General features: G+C 38.2%; 23 protein-coding genes. 1 reads left to right on the top strand and 22 read right to left on the bottom strand.

All coding sequences use genetic code 11. The annotated features are described in order from the left end of the window. Positions 1–48: 48 nt before the first annotated feature. From FGL89_RS00440 to FGL89_RS00400, 9 genes are all read right to left on the bottom strand, one after another. Positions 49–1017, bottom strand: a complete 969-nt coding sequence (locus FGL89_RS00440; RefSeq protein ID WP_014974419.1) for an asparaginase — start codon at positions 1015–1017, stop codon at positions 49–51. Next, entirely contained in the window at positions 1007–1804 is a 798-nt protein-coding gene (gene recO, locus FGL89_RS00435; RefSeq protein WP_014974420.1) for a DNA repair protein RecO, read from the bottom strand. Before recO ends, FGL89_RS00440 begins: the two co-directional genes overlap by 11 nt. A 327-nt stretch (positions 1805–2131) precedes the next feature. Further along, positions 2132–3043: a GTPase Era gene (gene era / locus FGL89_RS00430; protein ID WP_014974422.1), complete on the bottom strand. Its 912-nt coding sequence runs from the start codon at positions 3041–3043 to the stop codon at positions 2132–2134. A 55-nt stretch (positions 3044–3098) separates the two neighbouring features. Continuing rightward, positions 3099–3575 (bottom strand): diacylglycerol kinase family protein, encoded by a 477-nt coding sequence (locus FGL89_RS00425; RefSeq protein ID WP_041773218.1) that lies wholly within the window; start codon positions 3573–3575, stop codon positions 3099–3101. Next, positions 3559–4041, bottom strand: a complete 483-nt coding sequence (gene ybeY, locus FGL89_RS00420) for an rRNA maturation RNase YbeY (RefSeq protein ID WP_014974424.1) — start codon at positions 4039–4041, stop codon at positions 3559–3561. The genes FGL89_RS00425 and ybeY overlap by 17 nt, the downstream gene beginning before the upstream one ends. Further along, entirely contained in the window at positions 4041–5033 is a 993-nt protein-coding gene (locus tag FGL89_RS00415) for a PhoH family protein (protein ID WP_014974425.1), read from the bottom strand. The genes ybeY and FGL89_RS00415 overlap by 1 nt, the downstream gene beginning before the upstream one ends. A 62-nt stretch (positions 5034–5095) precedes the next feature. Then, positions 5096–6292, bottom strand: coding sequence for an ammonium transporter (locus FGL89_RS00410; protein WP_147000254.1), 1197 nt, complete (start codon positions 6290–6292; stop codon positions 5096–5098). Positions 6293–6446: 154 nt separating this feature from the next. Next, entirely contained in the window at positions 6447–7868 is a 1422-nt protein-coding gene (gene pyk / locus FGL89_RS00405; RefSeq protein ID WP_014974427.1) for a pyruvate kinase, read from the bottom strand. Between the two features lie 95 nt (positions 7869–7963). Next, positions 7964–11311 (bottom strand): DNA polymerase III subunit alpha, encoded by a 3348-nt coding sequence (locus FGL89_RS00400; protein ID WP_014974428.1) that lies wholly within the window; start codon positions 11309–11311, stop codon positions 7964–7966. A gap of 124 nt (positions 11312–11435) precedes the next feature. Here FGL89_RS00400 and FGL89_RS00395 point away from each other — a divergent pair, with 124 nt between their 5' ends. Further along, complete coding sequence (locus FGL89_RS00395; RefSeq protein WP_014974429.1) at positions 11436–11636, top strand: YjzD family protein; 201 nt, start codon at positions 11436–11438, stop codon at positions 11634–11636. Positions 11637–11666: 30 nt separating this feature from the next. Here the strand turns inward: FGL89_RS00395 and aroD are convergent, their stop codons facing one another. The 13 genes from aroD to FGL89_RS00330 form a co-directional block, all read right to left on the bottom strand. Then, positions 11667–12551: a type I 3-dehydroquinate dehydratase gene (gene aroD / locus FGL89_RS00390; RefSeq protein WP_014974430.1), complete on the bottom strand. Its 885-nt coding sequence runs from the start codon at positions 12549–12551 to the stop codon at positions 11667–11669. Then, positions 12548–13102, bottom strand: coding sequence for a hypothetical protein (locus FGL89_RS00385; RefSeq protein WP_014974431.1), 555 nt, complete (start codon positions 13100–13102; stop codon positions 12548–12550). The genes aroD and FGL89_RS00385 overlap by 4 nt, the downstream gene beginning before the upstream one ends. Then, positions 13099–13899 (bottom strand): shikimate kinase, encoded by an 801-nt coding sequence (locus tag FGL89_RS00380; RefSeq protein WP_014974432.1) that lies wholly within the window; start codon positions 13897–13899, stop codon positions 13099–13101. Before FGL89_RS00380 ends, FGL89_RS00385 begins: the two co-directional genes overlap by 4 nt. After that, on the bottom strand, positions 13892–14752 hold the full coding sequence (locus FGL89_RS00375; protein ID WP_014974433.1) for a prephenate dehydrogenase: 861 nt from the start codon (positions 14750–14752) through the stop codon (positions 13892–13894). Before FGL89_RS00375 ends, FGL89_RS00380 begins: the two co-directional genes overlap by 8 nt. Beyond that, positions 14749–16044 (bottom strand): 3-phosphoshikimate 1-carboxyvinyltransferase, encoded by a 1296-nt coding sequence (aroA, locus tag FGL89_RS00370; RefSeq protein ID WP_014974434.1) that lies wholly within the window; start codon positions 16042–16044, stop codon positions 14749–14751. Before aroA ends, FGL89_RS00375 begins: the two co-directional genes overlap by 4 nt. A 17-nt stretch (positions 16045–16061) precedes the next feature. After that, complete coding sequence (aroC, locus tag FGL89_RS00365; RefSeq protein WP_014974435.1) at positions 16062–17240, bottom strand: chorismate synthase; 1179 nt, start codon at positions 17238–17240, stop codon at positions 16062–16064. Positions 17241–17291: 51 nt separating this feature from the next. Further along, positions 17292–18359, bottom strand: a complete 1068-nt coding sequence (aroB, locus tag FGL89_RS00360; protein WP_014974436.1) for a 3-dehydroquinate synthase — start codon at positions 18357–18359, stop codon at positions 17292–17294. A 47-nt stretch (positions 18360–18406) separates the two neighbouring features. Then, a complete protein-coding gene (gene aroF / locus FGL89_RS00355) occupies positions 18407–19399 on the bottom strand; it encodes a 3-deoxy-7-phosphoheptulonate synthase (RefSeq protein ID WP_014974437.1) in 993 nt (330 codons plus the stop codon). Between the two features lie 3 nt (positions 19400–19402). Beyond that, complete coding sequence (aroE, locus tag FGL89_RS00350; RefSeq protein ID WP_014974438.1) at positions 19403–20230, bottom strand: shikimate dehydrogenase; 828 nt, start codon at positions 20228–20230, stop codon at positions 19403–19405. Between the two features lies 1 nt (position 20231). Next, a complete protein-coding gene (locus FGL89_RS00345; protein ID WP_014974439.1) occupies positions 20232–22169 on the bottom strand; it encodes a transketolase family protein in 1938 nt (645 codons plus the stop codon). Between the two features lie 481 nt (positions 22170–22650). Then, a complete protein-coding gene (locus FGL89_RS00340) occupies positions 22651–23502 on the bottom strand; it encodes a DegV family protein (protein WP_014974440.1) in 852 nt (283 codons plus the stop codon). A 6-nt stretch (positions 23503–23508) separates the two neighbouring features. Further along, positions 23509–24009, bottom strand: coding sequence for a dihydrofolate reductase (locus FGL89_RS00335; RefSeq protein WP_014974441.1), 501 nt, complete (start codon positions 24007–24009; stop codon positions 23509–23511). Further along, on the bottom strand, positions 23996–25207 hold the full coding sequence (locus FGL89_RS00330; RefSeq protein WP_014974442.1) for a CCA tRNA nucleotidyltransferase: 1212 nt from the start codon (positions 25205–25207) through the stop codon (positions 23996–23998). Before FGL89_RS00330 ends, FGL89_RS00335 begins: the two co-directional genes overlap by 14 nt. Between the last annotated feature and the right edge of the window lie 7 nt (positions 25208–25214).

Raw genomic sequence — 25214 nt, 5'->3', positions numbered from 1 at the left:
AAAAGCTGAGATTGTCTAGGACAATCTCAGCTTTTTTATGATGAGTAATCATGAATTGCGTAAATATGTTTGCAAGTCAACATGATTTAAATGATTTGATAAACCAATCATCAATTTCAAACGTGCTTTTGGTCCATTAATACTTGTCACAAAGATAGCACCAGCTTTTTCCAACTGAACCCCGCCGCCAAGATAATCATAAACCGGCTCAGCAACGCCATTAAAACTACGAGAAACAATTATAACTGGAATGTGTTGTGATAGGAGTAACGAGACACCATTTGCAGCCTCTTTAGATAAATTACCCGCCCCAAAAGCCTTGATAATGACACCATCAACATTTGCCGCGGCTAATAATTCTAAGAGCTGCCCATCCATTCCAGCATATGCTTCCAATACTGGAATATTTTGATCAACAGATGTTATTGGGAAAACTTGTCGTGGCGCTAACTGATAAAAAAAGATTATACGGCGTTTTGTCAGTAACCCCATCGTCCCACTGATTGGTGATCCAAAAGTAGCAACGTTTGTGGTATGCGTTTTAGTAACAAATCGTGCAGCATGAATTTCATCGTTCATGACAACCATCACACCACGGTGTCGCGAATTCTTATCCGCTGCAACACGTAAAGCTGATTGATAATTATAAAGTCCGTCAGATCCCAATTCATTAGATGATCGCATAGCGCCTGTAATCACAATAGGAAAGTCAACTGATAAGGTACTATCCAAAAAGAATGCCGTCTCTTCTAATGTATCCGTACCATGTGTAATCACAACACCATCAAAACTGTTTTTTGTTTTCAAAATACGTTGCTGTAATTGCAACATATGCCGTGGTCCAATATGTTCACTCGGCAAATTAAAAATACTTTCAACAGTTAATTCTGCATCAGGTAGTTGAACAGTAGCACCATTTAATGGATTTTCAGTGCCTGTTTCCACATCACCATCTTCATCTTCATGCATTGAAATTGTGCCACCAGTATGCAAAACCAATATTTTTTTAATTGTCATTCTTTGCGTTCCCCTTTTGTCTAAAATTAATGAGTGTATTTTGCCATAAATGCATCTGCTCAATAAAGGTTTTAGCACGTGGTTTTAATCCAACTTGATTATCATAAATATAATCAATCACACGTTGTAATCCTCGTTTTGTGGCTGCTGACACCTTTATTTCATGTACTTGTCTAAAATCAATCACACTAAATTGGCGTAAATAGAATATTGTTTTTTGGTCTAACATTAAACGATGATCATCCAAACTGTAATGATTCTCTGAAAGAATACCATTATACTTTTCGGAATAATCAAAGCTACCGTCTACTTGACCGCTTAATGGATCTGCTTTCCAATTAGGCGCAACGCCTAAAGGTACTAATAATTGAATTTCAAATATGTTAGCAATAATTTGTGGATCCAAGCCGTCATCTAATTTTTGAAGTGCTAACAAAAGCTGATTATACCAACGCGTAATTTGGTCACCTTCCTCAAAGGTGGCGTTAATCAGGCTGGCAATGAGAGCCGCATAGGCATTGGCTTCAATATCTTCAACTAAACGAGGATATATTGTTGCTCTTTGAACATTATTTATATATCCTAAGCCGCTTTCACGAGCTGGAAATGCCCCTTCGAACGTAATAAAATTATAAGGTTGCACACCTGCTGCAAGATGCGATTTTGGCTTTTTTGCACCACGCGCCAAAAAAGTCCACAACCCACGTGTTTCAGTAAGTATGCGAACCAACAAATCATTATCTTTATATTGTCGTGTATATAGTACAATTCCTGTAATTACTGTCATTAGTCACTCTAATAAATAATGCATAAACTGATACGAATTGTCTAAAAATCGGCGTCATAATTGCACAATATCATTATCATCATAATTCGTTTTAAAAACCTGAATTAATTCAATATCAAGAATCGCCATTAATACCGTTGAATGGTTTGCAATTATAAACCGATTACCACAAGCAGCTATCTCATAAATCAAACGCACCAAGATGAACTGATTTCAGCGAAAACTCCTACTATCATTTGAATCACTCAAAAATTGCAAATCAGAATAATACATAAGAACTTTTAATAATATTGATTTACAAACACCCTGGTGTTAACAACTGCAGTATTAATAGTCTTCTGAACGATAACCTAATGTTTGTAGTGCTTGTGGTCGATCACGCCAACGTGGTTCTACTTTAACCCATGTTTCGAGAAATACCTTATCACCCATTAAGCTTTCAATGTCTTTACGTGCACGTGTTCCAATTTCTTTTATCATTGTACCTTGTTTACCAATGATAATGTTTTTTTGTGTCGGACGTTCTACAATTATTGAAGCCTGTATATGAATTTTTTCTTCGTTTTCACGCGCAATTTTGTCAATTACCACAGCAACAGAATGCGGCACCTCTTGTCGTGTCAATTGTAATACTTTTTCACGAATTAATTCACCAATCACAAAACGCTCTGGATGATCTGTTAATTGATCAGCATCAAAATATTGTGGGCCTTCATCTAAGCTATCGACAATATTACCTAATAGCTCAGGCACATTATCACCTTCACGTGCAGATATAGGAAAGACTTCCGTCCAATCAATCGCATCTTCTTGATAACTAGCAATAATTGTTAATAAATCTTGTGGTGACACTAAATCAACTTTATTGATTAACAAATAAATTGGTGTATTTTTAACATCTTTTAGTCGATCAATAATAAAATCATCGCCACGCCCACGTGGCATAGAAGCATCAGCGATAAACCAAATCGCATCTGCTTCATGTAAAGCAGAAAAAGCTGACTTCACCATAAAATCACCTAATGAATTCTGTGGCTTATGAACACCTGGCGTATCAATGAAAACAACCTGTGCATTATCAGTTGTATAAATACCTTGAATTTTATTTCGTGTTGTCTGAGCTTTGTCCGACATGATGGCGATTTTTTCACCAACAATTCGGTTCAATAGCGTGGATTTGCCAACATTGGGACGACCAATAATGGCAACGAATCCTGATTTAAATGGGGTTTCTGTCATAATATTTGCGGCGCCTAGGCCGACTTTCTCCTAATTCTAAAAATAATTTTCCACACTATCTCTGAAACTGATGTAATAAGTCCGAAAAATTAGTTACAATACCAAATTGTCGCCAAACATAGGGTTGAAAAATCAATAACAAAATCACAATTTCAACACCAACAGCCACTAATACTGCCCCAGCCGCAACATCTTTTGCCAATTTAGCTAGTGGATGATACTTTTTTTCGACAACTAAATCCACTACAGCTTCAATGATTGTATTCAAAAATTCACTGAAAATAACAATAAATACAGCCATCGTAACCCACAACCAATCTGCACGGTATATACCGTAATGCAAACCAGCAACCAGAATCAGAAATGCTAGTACAATGTGGATACGCATATTACGTTCGCGTACTAAAATCATCCAAATACCATTTAGCGAGTTACGCATGGCTTTTAAAAAATTGCTGTTACGAGTTGTTTGATGTTTTTCACTCGCTGGAACACCTTCTAATTTTGTTTTTTCATTATCTCGTGAGGCCATAATCATTTAAAATCTTCCGTTGTAAATCAAACATTTCTTTCTCTTCTTGGTCACCTAACATATGATCATAGCCATTTAGATGCAAAAAACCGTGTACAACTAAAAAACCAAGCTCACGTTCATAACTATGTTCAAGATACTCTGCTTGAGAGCTAATGACATCGACTGAAACGATAATATCACCAATGTTTTTAGCAATTTCATCAGCCCAACTATTATCAGGAAGGTTAGCAAAATCATCCTCTCCTTCCTCAATAGCAAAACTAATCACATCTGTTACTTTATCTACACCACGATATTCTTGATTATAACGTTGGATTTCATCATTATTAACAAACGTCACGGACATTTCTGTATTTTCAGGTAAATCTAAGGCCGTTCCAGCAAAATTCAACACTGACTGAACTAAATCACGATGATATGGTGTTACACCTTTTTTTGTTTGATCAATGATTGCTAAATCCATTAACTATTTTGCTCCTTTTTTAGGGCTGCTAGTTTTTGTTCAGCAGCCTCGTAAGCATTGACGATGAGGCCAACAACCGGGTGCCGTACGACATCATCACTGCTAAAGTTAACAAACGAAATACGATTAACCTCTTTTAAAATACGCTGTGCAGCGATTAAGCCTGACTTAGCACCACGAGGCAAATCAATCTGTGATATATCACCGTTAACAATCATTTTTGAACTAAAACCTAAACGCGTTAAAAACATTTTCATCTGTTGATTTGTGGTATTTTGTGCTTCATCTAAAATAATGAAAGCGTCATCAAGTGTTCGACCACGCATATACGCTAATGGTGCAATTTCAATGACCCCACGATCCATTAATCGTTGTGTTTGTTCAGATCCAATAATAGCATTCATTGCGTCATAAATTGGCCGTAAATAAGGATCAACTTTTTCTTTTAAATCACCTGGTAAAAACCCTAAAGACTCTCCCGCTTCAACAGCTGGACGTGTAATGATGATACGTTCGACTTCCCCGCGTTTGAGTGATGAAATGGCCATAACAACAGCCAAATAAGTTTTACCTGTTCCAGCAGGACCGATACCGAAAGTAACATCACTTTTACGAATTGATTGCACATATTGCCGTTGACCAAAATTTTTGACACGAACTGCCCGGCCCTTGTTATCACGAATTAAAGTTTCAGAATATAAATCACTAAAATATTCTAATGTCCCACGTTGTGCCATCGTTACAGCACTGACAACATCTGTGGATGAAATATTAATTTGATGCTTAATTAACCCTGTTAGTTCACGTAAAACGGCGTTAGCAAGTTGAACATTGTTCTCATCACCAGCGATTGTCATTTGGTCACCACGTGCATGTAACTGTACGTTTAAACCTTCTTCAATTAAATTCAAAAAGCTGTCATTGGCACCAATCAGGTTTGTTTGCTGTTCTGAATTTTCAAATGTAAAAATTTGCTGTATTTGTGCTGACAAATTGCAAATCCCCTTTATTATTATTTCTTCTAATTTTAACACAAAAAAAGGGCATATGCCCGTCATTCAACTATTAAATCATGCATAATAGCATCATATCCCTTTTCCTCTTCTTCTTCAGTTAAACGTAAGGGTGCTGCAATCACTGCCGTAATCTTGGCTAATATTAGTGTCCCAATTGTTACGAATACAACTGTAAATAAAATGGCGACTAGTTGCTTGCCGAGTAATGATACATCACCGTTAACCAAACCCGCAACACCACCAACACTTTTATCAGCGAAAATACCTGTCAAAATTGCACCTACTGCACCACCGATACCATGGATACCAAAAGCATCTAGGGTATCATCATAACCAAAACTATTCTTGACAAAAGTAATACCAGCAAAACCAACTAATCCACCAATTAATCCCATTACTACAGCTGCCCAAGGCGCTACAAATCCGGCAGCAGGTGTGATAACGACTAACCCAGCGACACCCGCACTAGTGATACCACTTAGCGTCGCACGTCCACGCATTTTATACTCTACCACGCCCCATGTTAGGACGCTTGCTGATGATGCTAACCATGTATTCACTAAAGCCAATACGGCTGTACCATTGGCCGCTAATGCAGACCCTGAGTTAAATCCAAACCAGCCAACCCACAATAATGCACCACCAATCAACACATATGAGGGACGAACTGGTATATGTTTGTCGTTATGTCTGTGTCCAATAAGCAAAGCTAGTACAAGACCAGTCACACCACTTGAAATGTGAACAACAGTACCACCAGCAAAATCAATTGCACCAAATTGTGCTAAGAAACCACCACCCCAAACCATATGTGCTAGCGGCGTATAAATAACGATCAACCATAAAATCATGAAAACAATCATAGCTTTAATACGAACACGTCCAATAATTGATCCCGTAATAATTGCTGCTGTAATGATCGGAAACATACCTTGGAACAATGCAAAAGCACCATCTGGAATCGTTAACCCTTTTGTTGATTTTGTAAAGGATACATCCGTCAAAAATACATGGTTTAAATTACCAATAACAGTTCCTTCACCACCAAATGCCAAAGAATAACCCACAGCAAACCAAACTATTGAGGCAATACCAATAATCACAACTGGTACAAACATTGTATGCAACAGATTACGTTTCTCACCTAATCCACCATAGAAAAGTGCCAATCCTGGCGTCATTAACCATACCAGTGCTGCTGAAATCAATACCCACGCTAAATCTCCTGTATTCATAAACATCGCTCCTCTTTATTTCGTTGAGATAATCATATCAGGTATACCAATTTAAACAGCTGAATTATGATAGGTTTTATGACATCACTATTTAACCAACAAAAAAGGCGTTGATGTTGTCATCAGCGCCTTTTATTACTAAATTATTTAAAAATTATACTGTTTGTACAGTGATCATGTTTGTTGTACCAGATTGTGACATTGGTACACCAGCAGCGATTACGATTGCATCACCAGAGTTAACAAGACCTTGTTCTTTAACAGCTGACTTAGCCAAAGCAATCATTTCATCAATTGTTTCAGGTGCATCATAAACAACTGGCAAAACACCATAATTCAACGTCAAGCCACGTTGTACACGTTCTGAATAAGTAACTGCCAAAACGTTAACATCAGGACGGTGCTTAGAAACCATACGTGCTGTGTAACCAGAATTTGTTGATACTACAACTGCCTTAGCGTTCACACTATTTGCAATACGCACAACAGCTGCAGCAACAGCTTCTGTTGAATCACTTTCATCAAATATGATATCTTGATGGCGACCATTTTCACGCAATGATGTTTCAGCTTTTTCATTAATAGCAGCCATTGTTGCAACGGCTTCGACTGGATAGTCACCATTAGCTGATTCACCTGACAACATTGTTGCATCAGTACCATCAAATACGGCATTGGCAACATCGGAAGCTTCGGCACGTGTAGGACGTGGGTTCTCTTCCATTGAGTCAAGCATTTGTGTTGCTGTAATAACTGGCAAACCAAATTTGTTCATCTTGCGAATCATGTCTTTTTGAACCAAAGGCACATTTTCAGCAGGAATTTCAACACCCATGTCACCACGTGGTACCATCAATGCATCTGAAACTTCAAGAATAGCATCAAGATTATCAATACCTTCTTGTGATTCAATCTTAGGAATGATTTGCACGTGTTCCATGTTCTTTTCCTTCAACAATGCACGAATTTCGAGCACATCTTCAGGCTTACGAACGAATGAAGCAGCAATATAATTGATTTCGTGGTCCAAACCGAAACGAATGTCATCAGCATCCTTTTCAGTGATACCAGGTAGGTTAATTGCCACACCAGGTGCGTTAACACCCTTACGTGAACCCAAGATACCGTCATTGTCAACATGAACAACAAGTTCGCGGTTAGCTGAATCTTTTTCAACAACAGTTGTACCAAGCAAACCATCATCGAACAAGACTTGTCCGCCTTCGTTAACATCATCGAACAAACCGGCATATGTTACAGCAATTTTGTCCTTTGTGCCTTCAAGATTTTCATCCATTGAGATGCGCAATGTATCGCCAGTATGGAACTCAATCTTACCGTCAGCTTGCTTTGTGGTACGGATTTCAGCACCTTTGGTATCTAGCAAGATACCAACTGTTTTACCAGTGATCTTTTCGGCTTCATGAACTGCGTTCATACGACCCAAATGTTCTTCGTGATCACCGTGTGAGAAATTGAAGCGGAAAACATTGGCTCCAGCTTGAATCAATTTTACAATTGTTTCGACATCAGATGATGACGGACCAAGTGTTGAGACGATTTTCGTCTTTTTCATGGTTAAATAACTCCTTAGTTGTCTTGGTTGTTGCTTGTGCAACTTTACCCAAAGTCTATTTTATACATTCTTCGCCATTTATACAAGGCAAATTATCAATGACTTCTTCTAAAAATAACATTATCATAACCTAATAATGGCGCCAATTCAAGTATGATAGCGGTTTCATCGCCCAACCAAAATGTTTCATCAAGTTGCTGAGTTTTTTCGGTATTTTGCCAATGAATCACCACTGGATTAGTTCCATGATATTTTTTTAAAATATCAATTACTTTTTGGCGGTTTTGGGGTGTATCGTGAGTTTGATCAAATTGTAAAAACCAAGTCCCAGGTGATACTTGTGCTGGTTGTTGCACTGGATTAATTTGATTGGCAACTACTGATAAACGGTCGTTATAACTATCGACCTTACCATTAACTTGAACGATTGTTCCAATTTTTAAAATATCACTGACTTTTGTCAGTAAACGACTAAAAACTGTCACGTTGATGGTATCAGTCACATCTGAGAATGAAACGAAAGCCATTAAATCACCTTTTTTTGTGCGTGTTTGCCGAATATTATCAATGATGCCAACAAAAGTCGCTTTTTGATCTTTTTTTGTCAAATCAGCAATATGCTGCAGATGCTCACTGGCAATCATTGATTCATAAACATCTAATGGATGTCCTGATAAATTAACGCCAATAGCTTCTTTTTCAAAGGTTAATTTTTCAGTACTAGGCATATCTTCGACTTTTTTAATCTTCGTCTCATTAAGAATTAAATCACCAAAGCTTGCTGCTTCAATTAAGTCGTCAAGGGCAGTCAATAACTCTTGACGGTTATAGCCAAACTGATCCAATGCGCCAGCATAAACTAATTGCGACAATACTTCCCTTTTTCGGAACTTTTCCGGCAAACGATAAATAAACGACTGAATTGATTTAAATGGCCCATTATTGCGACGTTCTTCTAATAAAGCTGTAACAAAATCACTTCGGACACCTTTAATATTATTCAATCCCATACACAAAGCCTGCATATTTTCAGACCAAAACCGGTGAGATTGGTTAATATGAGGTGCTTTTATTTCAATTTGTCGTGTTCTAGCTTCAGTAACATATAATCTGATTTTTTCAGATGAACCAATATTAGCATTTAGTAACGCATTGTAGAATGCCAAAGGATAATGGGCTTTCATGTATGCCAATTCAAAAGATAACTTTGTATAAGCAACAGCATGAGAACGATTAAATCCATAATTTGCAAATTCATCAATATAGTTAAATATCTGCTCAGCTTGTTGCGCATCATGGCCTAATTGGACGGCACCAGTTACAAACTGTTCATGCATTGCTGCCATCTTATCTAGCTTTTTTTTAGACATTGCCACCCGTAAATTGTCCGCTTCACCAAGGCTAAATCCGGCATAAGCTTCAGCCACTAGCATAACCTGCTCTTGATAGATAATAATGCCAAATGTTGGTGCTAGAATTGTCTTCAAATTTGGATCTGGAATAGTCGCCGTTTCACGGCCATGACGCCGTTTCACAAATGTTTCAATATTTTGACTGGGACCTGGTCGATATAAGGCATTAACCGCAACAATATGTTCAAACGTCGATGGTTTTAATTGTCGCAATACATTTTTAATACCAGCAGACTCGAATTGGAAAATACCGTTGGTATCTCCTTTAGCATATAATTGCAACGTTTCTGAATCGTTGACTGAGATTTTACTAATATTAAAATGTTCTGGCAACATATCTCTAGCATAATACAGTGTTTGTGCCAAAATAGTTAAATTAGACAAACCCAAAACATCAATTTTCAACAACCCCAATGCTTCAACTGGATCTTTTTCAAACTGTGTTAGTAAACGCTCATCCGTACCTGTTTGCACCGGTAACGTTTTAACTAGTGCATCTTGGCTTAATACGACCCCAGCAGCATGTGTCGAATAATTACGGGGTAATCCTTCGATTTGTTGCGCAACTTTCAATAACAGCTCACCATTGTCAATTTCAGCTAGTATATCTTGTAAGCGTGTTGATTGTTTTAAGGCATCTGCAATAAAAACTCGACGTCCTTGCTTCCCTTGTGGCACCGTATTACTAATGCGACTCATCATTTGTTGTGATAAACCAAATACACGCGCTGTATCACGTAATGCCTGTTTTGCAGCTAGCGTACCAAATGTAATAATTTGTGCAAAATTTCGTTGACCATATCTATCATGTAAATATACAAGTATATCTTCACGTTTATTATCTGGCCAATCAATATCAATATCTGGCATTTGCCCACGTTCTGGATTTAAAAAACGTTCAAACAACAAACCAAATTCTAATGGATCCACATCCGTTATTTTCAAAACATAGGCAACTAATGAACCAGCTGCAGACCCTCGACCTGCCCCCATTTGAATGTTATGCTGATGAGCAAAATTTACAATATCCCATACTATCAAAAAATAATCGTTAAAACCTAAATCATCAATGACTTCTAACTCATACTGTAAGCGATCGTCATAAATTTGATGATTCTTCGCCGTGCTTTGATCATTTAAACGTTCTTGAAGACCTTTTTTTGCAAGTTCATATAAATATTCTCGTGATGAATGCGCATCATCGGGCAACTTGAAAGTTGGTAAGGCCGCAGTTTGCTGAAATGACATCGTGACTTCACTCTTACTAACTAATAACTCATTATTCAAGTAAGCTGCTTTTAACACATCAGATGCTGAATAAGCAGTTTTTACGGTGTCAAAATCATTTAAAACATGTGTGCCTAATTTTTGAGAAAGTGTTCTAATATCTTCTAATTTAACGTTAACATCAATTGCTTTTAAAACTTGTGTCGTAAAAGCATCTTCTGGGTTAAGATAGTTAATATTATCTAAGGCAATTAATTTTGCCTGATTATCTTCGCCAAATGATGCCAAACGTGCTTTAATTTGAGGTGCTAAGGCAGGATTAATGCCTATATATAATGATTTTGAATTAATTTGTGACACTAATTCTTGCCAATAGGTTGATGTATCGTCATAAGCTGAGGCAATAAGTTGTGTTAATTCACTATCCTCAGGTAAAATGACGTTAATACCTGCTAAATGGTCGACAATCATAGCAAATGTCATATCTTCTGCTTTGGCCGTCATTTTAGCAGAAGATAACCACATCAAATTCTGATAACCTACTTGATTCTCTGCAATGAGCACAACTGGAAATAACGTTGCGGTGTTGACTAGTCCATAAATTTGTAATGTCAAACCAAATAAAGGCTTGATATCATACTTTTTGGCGATGCGGTAAAACTCAACAGCACCATACATCACATTGATATCTGCCAAAGTAACAGCATGATAGCCTCGTGCTTTTACAGTTTGAATGATTTGTTCAATTGTGTTTGGATTTTTAAGTAAACTATAACTACTGAAAATTTGTAACGGTGCGTACATATTATCTCCACTGTTTTCACAATATAACGCGAAAATTTGTTCCCTTTTATTATACATGAAAAGCGTTAAAAGGGTTGCGATTTTTTTTGAAAAGCGTATGATAGTTTTGTAAAGAGGTGCAATTATGAAATATATTACTGTTGCTGTTTGGTCAGCAATCTTTGGTGAAATTTTGGGTTACATTGTATCACAGCTCACAAATGGTGGTTATTCTTATATCACAGTAGCTATTATCGCGATTGTTGTTGGTGAAATTGCTGTTTATGCAATTCCAGCACTTTCCGGTTCAGCATCACCTAAAGAAGTAACTGCCACAGAATCATAATAAAAAGGCGCGAAATATTCTGCGCCTTTTTTATTTTGTCCAAGTAGCTAGTAACTCACTAATTGTTACCTGACCTGGTGCGCTAACCGGCAACCCATCTAAAGTAGCAAATGTCAGTTCTGAGCCAAATTTGTACCCTTCAACGCGTGAACGTTGTCCAATAGCACCCATACTCATTGTAATAAGTGGTTGCTGAATAGTGGCTGCCCGTGTAGCCTGAAGCAAGTCTGTTACATCTTGTTCCTTGTTTGGCATCACAGCTATTTTAACCACATCAGCAGGCATTTTTGATATATCTGCAATTAACGCGCTAACATCAGGTGTTTGATTAAAATCATGATACGATATGATGACTGGTACACCTAACTCGTGTGCGACATCAATCACTTTGTCACGTAACTCAGAGTCCAAGGTATATTCAACATCTACTGCTGTAAAATGAAACCCTGATCGTAATGCTGCTACAATAAAAGTCGCATATTCCACTGACGTCATTTCCCCTTGACCACCTTGTGCTTGCGTACGATAAGTTAAAATAATTGGAAAACTACCAATTGTGTTAAAAACCGATGCCGTTAATTCTTTAATAATTTGCATATTCATGACTGGCCAAGTCGCATCAAATTCTTGACGTGCGTTATCCATCTCGGATAGCATTTTAGCCTCTGTCATGGCTGAAACATCTTTTTGCGCCAATTCTGCTTGTGCCCCAGCCTTGACTTGTTGCCACATCACTGCTTGACTAAAGTCATCAGCAATATAATCAGCCCGCCACTCGACAATGTCTGGGTTTTGCTCTTGTAATTTTTTGGCAAAGGGGGTCAATTTGTCATTTGGTCCCAAAGTAAGCGGCACTGCAATTAGTGGCTTCTCATTAATACTTTTTGGTAATTTAAATAATTCACGTAATGTCATTTTATTTGATAAACGACCCATATCATTTGTGGCTTCAATTGTTGTTGTACCTGATATTTTGGATCTTTGCTTTCTGTAGTTTTTAAAAATTGATCTTCGGATATAATAGTAAACCGATTTTGATCATGAATAAAGTCAGCCATGGCAACAGGCTTACTAGGCGCAAAAATAACGGATGGTCCCCAAGCATTATCCAAGTCATTAGCGCGCAGGTAACGCTTCATTAGACCTTCTGTGGCTGCGTGTATCACTGCAATATTACGCTGATATGTCTCATTTTCTATCAAGATCAATGGCATCAATGGTAAGACAAAAGTTGTCACAATATCTAATTTAGCCCACTCTAAATAATTAATATCTGCCCAATTTAATTCAGGCGAAATATTAGATCTAAAAGCAACGGGCATCAAAACTTGGTCCCCGCGATAATCGTCTAAATGCGTCAATATTTCTTCAAAACTTTGATGTAAAATCAATTTTTGAGTTGACATGTAATGCTGAGCTGCTCGTTCTGAATCTGTGCCGACAGGCCCTAATGTATGTAATTTCATCGTTTTAACTGTTTGTTCTCTTTATTAATTGCCGCATCTGTAAGTATTGCCATAATTTTATCAATCATGTCATCAGTAACATCTTCAGAATTCTCAAAATCATATTTTAGCAATTTTCGCATTTTAGTCATGCGACCCTGTTGCACAGTTGGCATGCCAAACTTCTCTTTATATTTTGCCACTGCTTCAACTGTTTGCATCCGCTTTTCAATGACACCAAAAATCTGACGATCAAAAGCATCAATTTCTGAACGTAATTGCAATAATGCTAACTCATCCTCGTTTGAACTAAACAATGCCACAATCTCAGCAGCAATACGTTCCGGTGTTTTACCAATCGTTTCAACCATAAAATTGGCCACCGATTGATACTTTGGATCGCGCTGTGCCCATAATCTAAAAAATTCCGCCGCGGATTTTTCTTCCAGCAAAGGCCGTTGGCCTTCAATAAGTAAACGACCAATCGTACTTTCTAAATTACCATGTAAATAAATAACAGTTGCGGGAGATTCGTGCAAAATAGCCATATTATCTTCACGTTCAACTACACCGCCACCAGTAGCCACAATACCATCAAAAGTTTGGACATTAGCTAACACTTTTGTTTCAAGATCACGAAAACCCGACTCACCATATTCTTGGAATATCGCTCGAATCGACATCCCTGCTTCACGCTCAATTTCCGAGTCTATGTCAATGAATTTTGAATGATGTTGCCGTGCAATTTCTTTACCTACTGTTGTTTTGCCAGCTCCCATGAAGCCAACTAACATTAATGTATCAGGTTCTTTACTCATGCTGTTTCCTACTTAATAAATTTTGTCGTGCATCGTGTGCTGTTTGAATCATCTCTTGCAGTTTATTGGCATCATTATCAGCAATAGTCTGATTAATTTCTTGTAGCTCATCAATTAGAGCTTGATTATTTTCTAACACACTCTCACGATTGCTCAACAAAATATCAGTCCACAATTTAGCATCACTAGCCGCTATTCTCGTCGTATCTGTAAAACCTCCCGCAACATAACGGCCAAAATTATCAAAAGATCCTAATTGTTTAACTGCTGTATTCATTAAAGCAAACGCAGCGATATGTGGTACATCACTAATCATAGCCATTAAATGATCATGCGCTTCAACGTCAATTGTTGTAAAATCCGCGGCAAGCGGCTTGAAAATATTTTTCAACCGCTCAACATAGGCTTTGCCCACTTGATTTGGTATTAAAAAATATGGTACTTGTTGGTATAAATCCTTATTGGCTTCCGCAACACCACTTTTATGCGTTCCAGCCATTGCATGCCCACCAATAAAAGCTGTGTCAACTAAGACTTTATTCGCAACCTGTAAAATTTCATTTTTGGTTGACCCAGCATCTGTAACAATCACCTGTGGCTTAAGCGTTATTCCGGCTAGTTGCTTTAGGCTTTCTTTGATACCATTAATTGGTGTCGCCAAAATAATAACGTCTGCACGGTCAGCGACCATTATTAAATCGCTCCCGCTTTCAGAAATAATCTGATGTTTTATAGCATAATCCAACGTATTTTGGTTGATATCAATACCAATAACATGATTATCTGCTACTTGATTCAAAATCAACGCTAACGAAGCACCCATCTCGCCTAATCCTTGAATAACGATGTTCATTGCATCACCTTTGCTAAATCTGATAAAAATTTAGGGTAAGAGACACGCATCGCCTCTTCACCCACTAACGTCACATCTCCTTTGGTAATTAAAGCTGCGACTGCATTCATCATGGCTATACGGTGGTCACCAAAAGATTCTAATACTGTTGAATCTTGGCTTGTAGCCAACGGTGTCTGACCGTGAATAATCATGCCATCGGGGCGAGCTTCAATACTAGCGCCAAGTTTTGACAATTCAGACACAACAGTTGCTATACGGTCAGTTTCTTTAACACGCAACTCTTCCGCACCAGTAATTATTGTATCACCTACAGCTTGTGTAGCAGCTAAAGCAATAATTGGTAATTCATCAACTGCACTAGGAATATCTGCTGCCGTGATATGAATACCATGCAGCGCTTGCGTACGAACTGTAATATCAGCAAGTGGCTCCCCACTAGTTGGTATCTTAGCAATCGCTATTTCGGCTCCCATACGTTTTAAGAGCTTTAACACACCGTCTCTCGTCGGATTAATACCAACTTTTTCAATCGTAATTTCTGAGTTGGGTGTGATTAATCCCGCAACGATGAAGAAAGCTGCACTTGAAATATCAGACGGCACCAAAACATGCTGCCCTTTTAGAACACCTTGTTTCGAAATAGTAATCATACCATTTTTAGTTGAAATTTTGCCACCAAATTGTTGTAACATACGTTCTGTATGATCACGAGAAGGTAATTTTTCAATAATCGTTGTTTCACCTTCAGCTTGCATCCCCGCTAATAATATCGCGCTTTTCACTTGCGCTGATGCCACGGGCATTTCATATACCATACCGTTTAACTGATTATTTGCTTGAATAATCCCTGGCAAGGTCCCCTCAGTGGATAAATTAATTTTTGCGCCCATCTGTTCTAATGGTGTCAAAACGCGGCGCATTGGTCGCTTACTTAATGAACTATCACCAATAATAGACATATCAAATGGCTGACGACTTAGCAGACCCATAAGTAGACGCGTTGATGTTCCTGAGTTTCCCATATCAAGTGCTGTTTTAGGCGCTGTAAAGTTTGTAATGCCTTTACCAACCACACGCACATGTGTACCTGTTTGCTCGATAGATACACCAAGAGCTTGAAAAATAGCCATGGTGTGCAACACATCATCAGATGTTAAAAAATTCTCAATCTCTGTCACACCAGTCGCTATAGCACCAAACATCAACGCACGATGAGAAATAGATTTGTCTCCAGGTACACTAATTTTTCCATGCAAACCTTTTTTTGGTGCATGAGCTAATTTAATCATTTATGACTTCCTCATTTTTAAAAGGCTTTAACTTCAGCACGGTAAACAGCTACTTGTTCTTTCATACGTTCAATACTATCTGCATCAAACTTGTCTAAAACAGCTTTTGCTAATTCGATAGCAACCATGGCCTCTGCAATAACTGCTGCAGCAGTCACAGCGGTTGTGTCCGATCGTTCAATTGACGCTTTGTGATCTTCATGTGTGTCAATGTCTACAGATTGCATAGGTCGGTATAATGTCGGAATTGGCTTCACAACACCACGAACAACAATTGCTTCACCGGTTGTCATTCCACCTTCAAAGCCACCTAAATTATCTGATCCGCGATAAAATCCCTTATCTTTGTCCCAAAAAATTTCGTCCATGACTTGATCACCATATTTTTCAGCATTATCAAAGCCACCGCCGAACTGCACACCTTTAAACGCGTTAATGCCTACAATTGCTCGAGCAATTTTACCATCTAATTTATCATCTGCAGAAACATAAGAACCTATTCCCACTGGCATTCCGGTTGCAATGACTTGTACTTGACCACCAACAGTATTAGCATCACGCTTCGTCTTATCAATTACTTCGCGAATTGCATCGTCAGCTTCTTGGTTCAAAGCACGTGTCTCAAATCCTTCAGTAACATTTCGTAATTCTTGTAAGGACTTATACTTCGTCAATTCATTTAAATTAGATTTTGCCGGGCCAACATTGACGACAAAACCATGCACATCAACGCCTATTTCTGCTAATAATTTTTTAGCTACCGCACCAACTGCTACACGCATGGTCGTTTCACGTGCAGATGATCTTTCCAACACATTACGTAGATCATCATGATGTCGGTATTTGATACCACCCACCAAATCAGCATGCCCAGGACGTGGACGTAACACTTTACGTAATGTATTTTCTGACGTTGCTGGTGCATTTGGTGCCATAATTTTAGACCAATTATTATGATCATCATTATGCACATTTAGCGTAATCGGTGAACCCAATGTTTCTTGATGACGAACGCCAGTTAAAAATGTTACCGTATCCGTTTCAATTTTTTGGCGCTCACCTCGACCATAACCACGTTGACGACGCGCTAATTCAAAATCCACATCTTCTTGTGTAATATGTAATCCGGCAGGTATGCCTTCAATTACCGCAATTTCTTCTGGACCATGGCTCTCGCCTGCTGTTGTGTATTTCATTATTTATCATAAATCTGTCTATATGTATTAATTTTAGGCAGATTTTCCCTTTCAATTTTGTTCAATAAATGCTGGCATATCAGTAACATTTTTCTTAAAAATAATTGGCTTCCCCACTGCTGATAAAGCAACCAAATTCAATGTGCCACCGTGATTCTTCTTATCATTAATCAAGTGATTGAAAAACTCTGGTTGACCAATAAACTCAGAAGTAGTAGGTAATCCAACTGCTACTAATCGCGTTCTGATTGCCTCCGTTAAGCCTTTTGGTGACACACCATCACGTTCGAATTTTTCAGTGATAGCTATCATACCGATTGCTACTGCTTCACCATGCCGTAATCCACCGTGCGCGAGCAATTCAATGGCATGCCCTAATGTATGCCCAAAATTCAAGAATTGGCGTTGCCCTGATTCTTTCTCATCAGCCATTACAATTTTTGCTTTATAAGCAATTGAACGCTGTGATAATTCTTGAGCATGTTGATAAATATCTGATACTGATTTAATTTGGCCAGTATAGGCAAAAAAATCTAGGCTATCTAAGGCTGATGTCTTGACTACTTCACCGTAACCTTCAACAAGATCACGCTTGCTTAATGTATCCAAATAAGTGCTATCGACTAGCACTAAATCTGGCTGATAGAAAGAACCTGCAATATTTTTAGTTTGACCTAAATTTACTGCTGTTTTACCGCCAACTGATGAATCAACTTGCGCAGTCAGTGAGGTGGCTATTTGGATGAATGCAATGCCTCGCATATATAAAGAAGCGACAACACCGCCTAAATCACCAACAACACCACCACCTAAAGCAATTAAACCATCACCTCGTGTAAACCCATGCGCAGCTAATTGGCCAATTAAATCACCGGCAACAACTAATGATTTGGACTGTTCACCGGCTGGGACAACTAATGGTAAAACTTCAAAACCAGCGTTTTCTAATTGTACCTGCGTGTCAGCAAGATATAACGGGCCAACGTTACTATCTGTTAATATGGCAATTTTTCTTGGTGTCCAAACAGAGGCCACTTCTGACCCAATTTGTGTATGCAGATTATTATCAATTTTAACGTCATATGACTTGTCATTAAAAGCAACATGGACAACCGACATGATTGACTTCCTTTCTTAACTGAGCTAAGTGGTTTTAAAATTACCTATTATTGAATAGCTTCACGAACTTTACGTGCCTTATCTGCCAATTGTGAAAACTGAGCTGGGGTAAGTGCCTGTGCCCCATCAACAAAAGCATGGGCTGGATCATCATGAATTTCGGTCATCAAACCTTGTGCACCAGCAGCAATGGCAGCTAATGCAAGTGGTTCAACAAATTTAGACACACCAGCGGCGTGTGAAGCATCAGCGATTACTGGATAATGTGTCAAACTTCTTAATACTGGAATAGCTGATACATCTAACGTATTACGTGTATATTTATTATCATAAGTTCGAATACCACGTTCCATCAGAATAATTTGATCATTACCACCTGCGGCAATATATTCTGCGGCATTTAATAAATCATCAATTGTTGCTGACATACCACGTTTCAAGACAACTGGCTTACGCTTTTGACCCAATGCTTTTAATAACGCAAAATTTTGCATATTACGTGTTCCAACTTGGAAAATGTCAGTATAACGATCGACCAAATCAACATCACGTGTATCTAATATTTCAGTTACCATATCCATGCCAAGTGCAGCAGCAGCAGCACGGTGAGCTTTCAATCCTACTTCACCATTACCCTGGAAAGAATATGGGGATGTTCTTGGTTTGAAAGCCCCACCACGTAAAATAGTTGCACCAGCTAACTGCACATCGCGTCCCATCTCTAACACATGCTCAGGGCTTTCGATTGAATCAGGACCAGCCATAAATGTAAAATCATCTCCGCCAATGCTACTATGTTGTGTCTTAATAATTGTATCTTCTGGATGAAAATCACGTGAAGACTTAATAGCCGCATGATGTTTTTCAATAATTTGCACATCAGCAGCTTTTAAAGTACGCAGCTGTTCATCAGAAAGTTTTTTAACACCAGCTAGTGCAACTCGGTTTCCATGAACAAAAACTGGTTTAATTGGATTATCTGTGTCCATCTCTTGGGCAATCTTGCGTGCTGTTTCATTATCCTTGGTTACTAAAATCATAATTTATTTCCCTTCTACTACTTGTTGCATTAATTGTCGATCAGCGGATTGATTAAACCAATATTCAAAGCTTAATGCACCCTGAGCGACTAACATTGGTAACCCATTTTGTGTTAACAGTTGATGCTTAGCACCAGATTTTAAAAGCGCAGTTTGTTTATTACGATAAATCATATCTACCACTAGCGTATGTTGTGGCAATAAGCCAACCTGATAGTCCGTTAATAATGTACGTGCATCATTCATGCCTACAGTTGTGGCATTAATCAATAAATCTGCCTGTTGCAAAGCATTAGATATAGCTTGATTATCTGCCAAGTCGGCTAATTGCCCAATGCCTTGGCTTAAGTAAGCAATGGCTGTTTCACGCTGCGACCAATCCGCATGTGTCCGATTGAAAACCGTGATATCTTGAACACCGTACTGTTTTGCCGTTGCTATAACAGCTCTAGCAGCGCCACCACTACCTAAAATGACGACATGCTCGTGTGGCTGATTTGGATTAATACTTTGCCAAAAACCATCACCATCCGTACTCGTGCCGATGAGCCGACCATTCACATTTTTTACGGTATTAACAGACTGTAACCGTTGAGCGAGTGGCGTTAATTCATCAAGATAAGTGATAACATCTGTTTTATAGGGCGTTGATACATTGAAACCACCAACATTTAATGCACGAAATCCCTGAATCGCTGCACCTAAATTATCAGGTTTTACATCAAATGCATGATAATGTGCATCAATTTGGCGAGCAGTAATCATGGCATTTTGCATAAAAGGCGATCTTGAGTGACCTGCAGGGTGTGCAATTAAACCATATAATGTCATATCAACTCTCCAATTGTTCTAAAATTTTTTCAGCAATGACGTCAGCTTGTAGACCGTAAAGCTCTAATACACGCTGTGGTGATGCACTGATTCCAAAGTCATCAGTTCCAAAAATCAGGCCATCTAATCCCGAAACTGCCTGCCATCCAAGCGTTGTTCCTGCTTCTATTATCACATTTTTTGCACCATTTTTGGGAATAATTTTTTCTCTTTCTTGCGTTGGCAAAGCTAAAAATCGTTGTAAATTAGGCATTGAAATGACATTGGCTGATTGAGATAGTTTTTCTTTCACTGCCAATGCAATTTGTACTTCTGATCCAGTCGCAATCAAATTAACTTTGGCATCTATCTCTCCAATCAACTGGGTAGCACCAAATTGCATGGCTGTTTGCGCCTGTTGACTTGTCCCTTGTGTACCAATACCACCACGACTTAATATAATTACTGTTGGACGATTAGTACTTTCCAATGCAACACGCCAAGCTTGGCTTATTTCATCAGCTGTTCCTGGTCGTAAAACATCAATACCTGGAATCATCCGTAATCCCATTAATTGTTCAATTGGCTGGTGCGTTGGCCCATCTTCTCCCACAGTGATACTGTCATGTGTGAAAACGTAAATTACCGGTTGCTTTTGTAAAGCACTGAGACGAATGGCAGCTTTCATGTAATCGGAAAAAGCTAAGAAAGTTGAGCCAAATATCTTTAACCCACCGTGAAGCGCAATGCCATTCATGACCGCCCCCATACCAAACTCTCTAACACCAAAAGCAATATTACGACCACTTCTATTAGCTTGATCAAAAACCGAAGAACCAACAATTTCTGTATTGGTTGAAGCCACTAAATCAGCTGATCCACCCCAAAGTTGAGGTATTTGTTGACTAAAATCCTGTAAAACATGCTTCGAAATTTTACGTCCAGCTTGGGCTTTAGTGTCATTATCTAAAACCGGTAAACTTGACACACTATGATGCGTAAATTTTTTAAATGCTGCTAACTCAGTTGGATTAGGTACTTCTTTTTCTGCTAAGCGAGACTGAATACGTGTTTTTATGTGATCACGTACATCTTCATCTAATTCAAAATTATCAATGTTAACATCTAATGCTTTGGCTAAATCAATTATTTGTTCATCATTTAGTGGTGTGCCATGCGCTTTGTTGGTTCCCGCAAATGGACCATAGGCGCCAATGGTTGTTTTTACTGAAATGAATGTTGGCTGTTTTGATTGTTTAGCCTGTTGAATCGCCTCGTGAATAGCTAATGGCTCATTTCCATTACTTACTTGCAATACTTGCCAGCCATAACTAGCGAATCGTGCCATATTATCAGAAATATCAGAGCGATCTTTATTCCCATCAAGGCTAATGTTGTTATCATCATGTAACACAATTAATTGAGATAATACTTGTTGCCCGGCTAATGACGCCGCTTCATGACTGACCCCTTCCATTAAATCGCCATCACCAACCAATGCATAAGTATAATGATCAATCACTGTCGGGAAATCCGAATGTAACTTTGCCTCTGCCATCGCCATACCAACCGCCATACCTAGTCCTTGCCCAAGTGGGCCAGTGGTGGCTTCAACACCTGGTGTTACACCAACTTCTGGATGGCCTGGTGTTTTAGAATGCGGTGCTCTGAACTGAGCTAAGTCATTGGCTGTCAAATCAAATCCTGAAGCGTGTAAAGTAGCATATAATAGTGCTGCACCATGTCCTGCTGATAAAATAAACCGATCACGATTGACTAATTCTGGTTGTGTTGGATCTACTACCAATTGATTAGCATACAATTCGTACAATATCGGTGCCGCACCTAATGCAATTCCTGGGTGCCCTGACCCGGCTTTTGTAATCATTTTATTAGCTAACAAACGTAAACTATTAATAGTTTTTGTTTCAATGGTCGTTGATACTAGTTTTTCACTCATGGCTTTCTCCTAAAAAATTGTGCTAGTGATCAACACCTAGCACAATTTTTCAGAAAGTATATTACTATACAGACAAAAAGTCACTAAGTGTTGAGTTTCCACTTAGTGACTTCACCTCGAAAAGCTTCTGGTCGCTAAGTGCATCGGAGGAACCGACGCACTTAATATGCGACGGTTCTACATAAACCAGAAGTAATAATAATTGTTATTTTTCAAGATTGCGTTATTCATAATTTTCTCTTATTTCTATTTAATATGTTTTACTATACACAAGAAAATGATAAATGTCAATATTTTATGATAAATAAATGTGATTTATAATATTTTAATTTCATATATATCTTTTTTTGAAGTATTTTCTCGATACATCGCATTTTTTAATCAGCAACAGAAAATAAAAAATCAGAAGTTGACTAGAGAAAATCGCTAACTTCTGATTTTTATCATAAAACATATTATTTTTCACACATAGACTGCTATATTAGCGCGCATGATAAAGAATGGCTAATGCACCAACGCCTGTATGGGTTGATATAATTGGTCCAGTACTCATCACCACAATGTTAATATTCGGCCAAATATTGTTCAAACGTGTCGCCATTTTTTCAGCAACTTCTGGAATACCTGCATGCGAAATACCGATAGCCATCATCTCTGAATATTCTTGCATTTTAGCAATTACTTCATCATTAAATTTAGCAATAGCTTTCATGCCACGCCCTTTACTCACAACTTCAACTGAACCTTTTTCGTCGACAATAGCACCAACTTTTATATTAAGTAAATTACCAATCATACCAGACGTTTTGCTTAATCGACCACCAGCAACCATGTTATCAAGAGATGTGAAACTCAGAAAAGTGCGTGACTCAGAACGAACTTTTTCGATTGCAGCCATAATAGTAGCCATTGACTCACCAGCCTGTGCCATTCTAGCAGCAACCAATACAGGAAATGCTTGAGAACGATCAGCATTTAACGTATCAAATGTCGTAATTTTTGCAGATGTTAAAGCAGCAGCTTGTTCTGCTGCGTGGACAGTCCCTGATAAACCAGATGAAATATGTAAACTCAAAATTTCTGAATCTGGATTTTTTTTATGAATCTCGTCATAAACGACTTGAAACTTACCAATTGATGGTTGGGAAGTTTTTGGCAAACTATGACTGACCTTCATTTTTTCCAAAAATTCGTCACGTTGAATCGTCACGCCATCTTCGTAAACAGTTTCATCAATTTGAACTGTTAAGGGTACTACTGTGATATCATATTGTTCAATTTCTTCAGGTGTTAATGCTACGGCTGAATCCGTAACAATTTTAATATTAGTCATTTTGCCTCAATTCTTACGCTTATATCGTTCAACAACAAATCCGTAATCATTTTTTTCATCTTTTTCATGTAACTGCTTGCTAACTAATTCGAATTCTGACAAATCAATTGGATCAACAAATGTATCGCCATTGATAATACCATCAATTCGCGTAACAACTAGTTCTGTCGCATAAGGCATAAAAGCTTGATAAATACTGGCACCACCAGCAATCGATATGTCTCTTTTTTCTGCTTGAATCAGTTTAAGCACCTCTTCTACAGAGTGAGCTATTAAAACATCATCGAATGCAGTTGACCAGTCTCTTTGTGTCGTCAATACCAAACTTGTGCGATTAGGCAACGGACGCCCAATGCTCAGCCAAGTTGTACGTCCCATAATCATTAGTGTATTTGTTGTTTCTTCACGAAATAACTTTAAATCGTCCGGCATATGCCATGGTGTTGAACCATCTTTACCAATAGCATGCTTTTGATCTTCAGCCCAAACCATTTTAATTTTTGTCATGTGAGAATTGCTCCTTTGCAAAAGATGTTAATGCCTCTGGCGTATTACTTACCTCACTCAATACTACGGCTTTCTCCATAGCTTTGAGTGCATGTCCCATTCTAGGTCCAGGTTGCACGATGCCTAATTTAATTAAATCACTACCATTAATCGCTAACTCTGAACTCTGTGTAATCGGTAACATCTTAAGTATACTGCGTACATGCTGAATTGTCTTGTCTGCTACGTCGGTAATTTTTAAAATCTCGAGAAGTACATCGGCATATGAATAAACAGTGTATAGATCCAAAATGGTCACATTTTCAATCTGTCGAACGATAGGGACAACCGCGATAACCGTTTTCATGATGTCGCGACTTAATTTCCACTGACGCATAAAATGAGTCATTTCTTGAATTTTCAATGGTGATCGTGTTAATAAATGACACCAAACAACGACTATGTGATTTGCTTGATATATTTCCAAATCTGAAATAATTAATGATAATTCCCACTGACCAATATGCCCTGGCAAATACAACATCACTTTATCTTGAACTGCTATTTTTAAACTATTGGCAGCAGAAGCGCCCATCAACATTTTTTCAAACTCTACACGAATACGTTCAACAGCAATTTTTTCAAGATTAGGTACCAATTCTATCAATCCTTTCTGTGTATCTGCTTCAATGATAAAACCTAACTGTGCACTAAAACGCAAGGCACGCATCATCCGCAGCGCGTCTTCTGTAAAACGCGTCTCAGCATCACCAACAGCACGAATTATGCCATTTTTAATATCGTCTAAACCGCCAAATAAATCAACAATTTCACCATCCAGAGTCATTGCTAAAGCGTTAATTGTGAAATCACGGCGTTTCAAATCCTCAGACAAACTCCGTACAAATGTCACTGAGTCTGGTCGTCGAAAATCGGTATAAGTTGATTCTGTTCTAAATGTTGTAATTTCATAACCTTCACCATGATCTAGAACCATTACTGTGCCATGCTGAATACCAGTATCAACTGTTTTTTCAAAGAGAAATTTAACTTCTTCAGGGAATGCAGAGCTAGCAATGTCAACGTCATGAATAACTTGACTTAAAAGCATATCTCTTACTGAACCACCCACAAAATAAGCTTCAAAACCAGCACGTGTTAATATTTTTAAAATTGGTTGCGCCCCAATAAATTCTTGAGGCAACGTATTAATTTTCATATATTAG

Origin of the sequence: Leuconostoc carnosum, from assembly GCF_007954525.1 — a bacterium.
Taxonomy (GTDB): Bacteria; Bacillota; Bacilli; order Lactobacillales; family Lactobacillaceae; genus Leuconostoc; species Leuconostoc carnosum.
The sequence above is the reverse complement of the archived record's forward strand: the minus strand, read 5'-3'. Positions and strand labels throughout refer to the sequence as shown.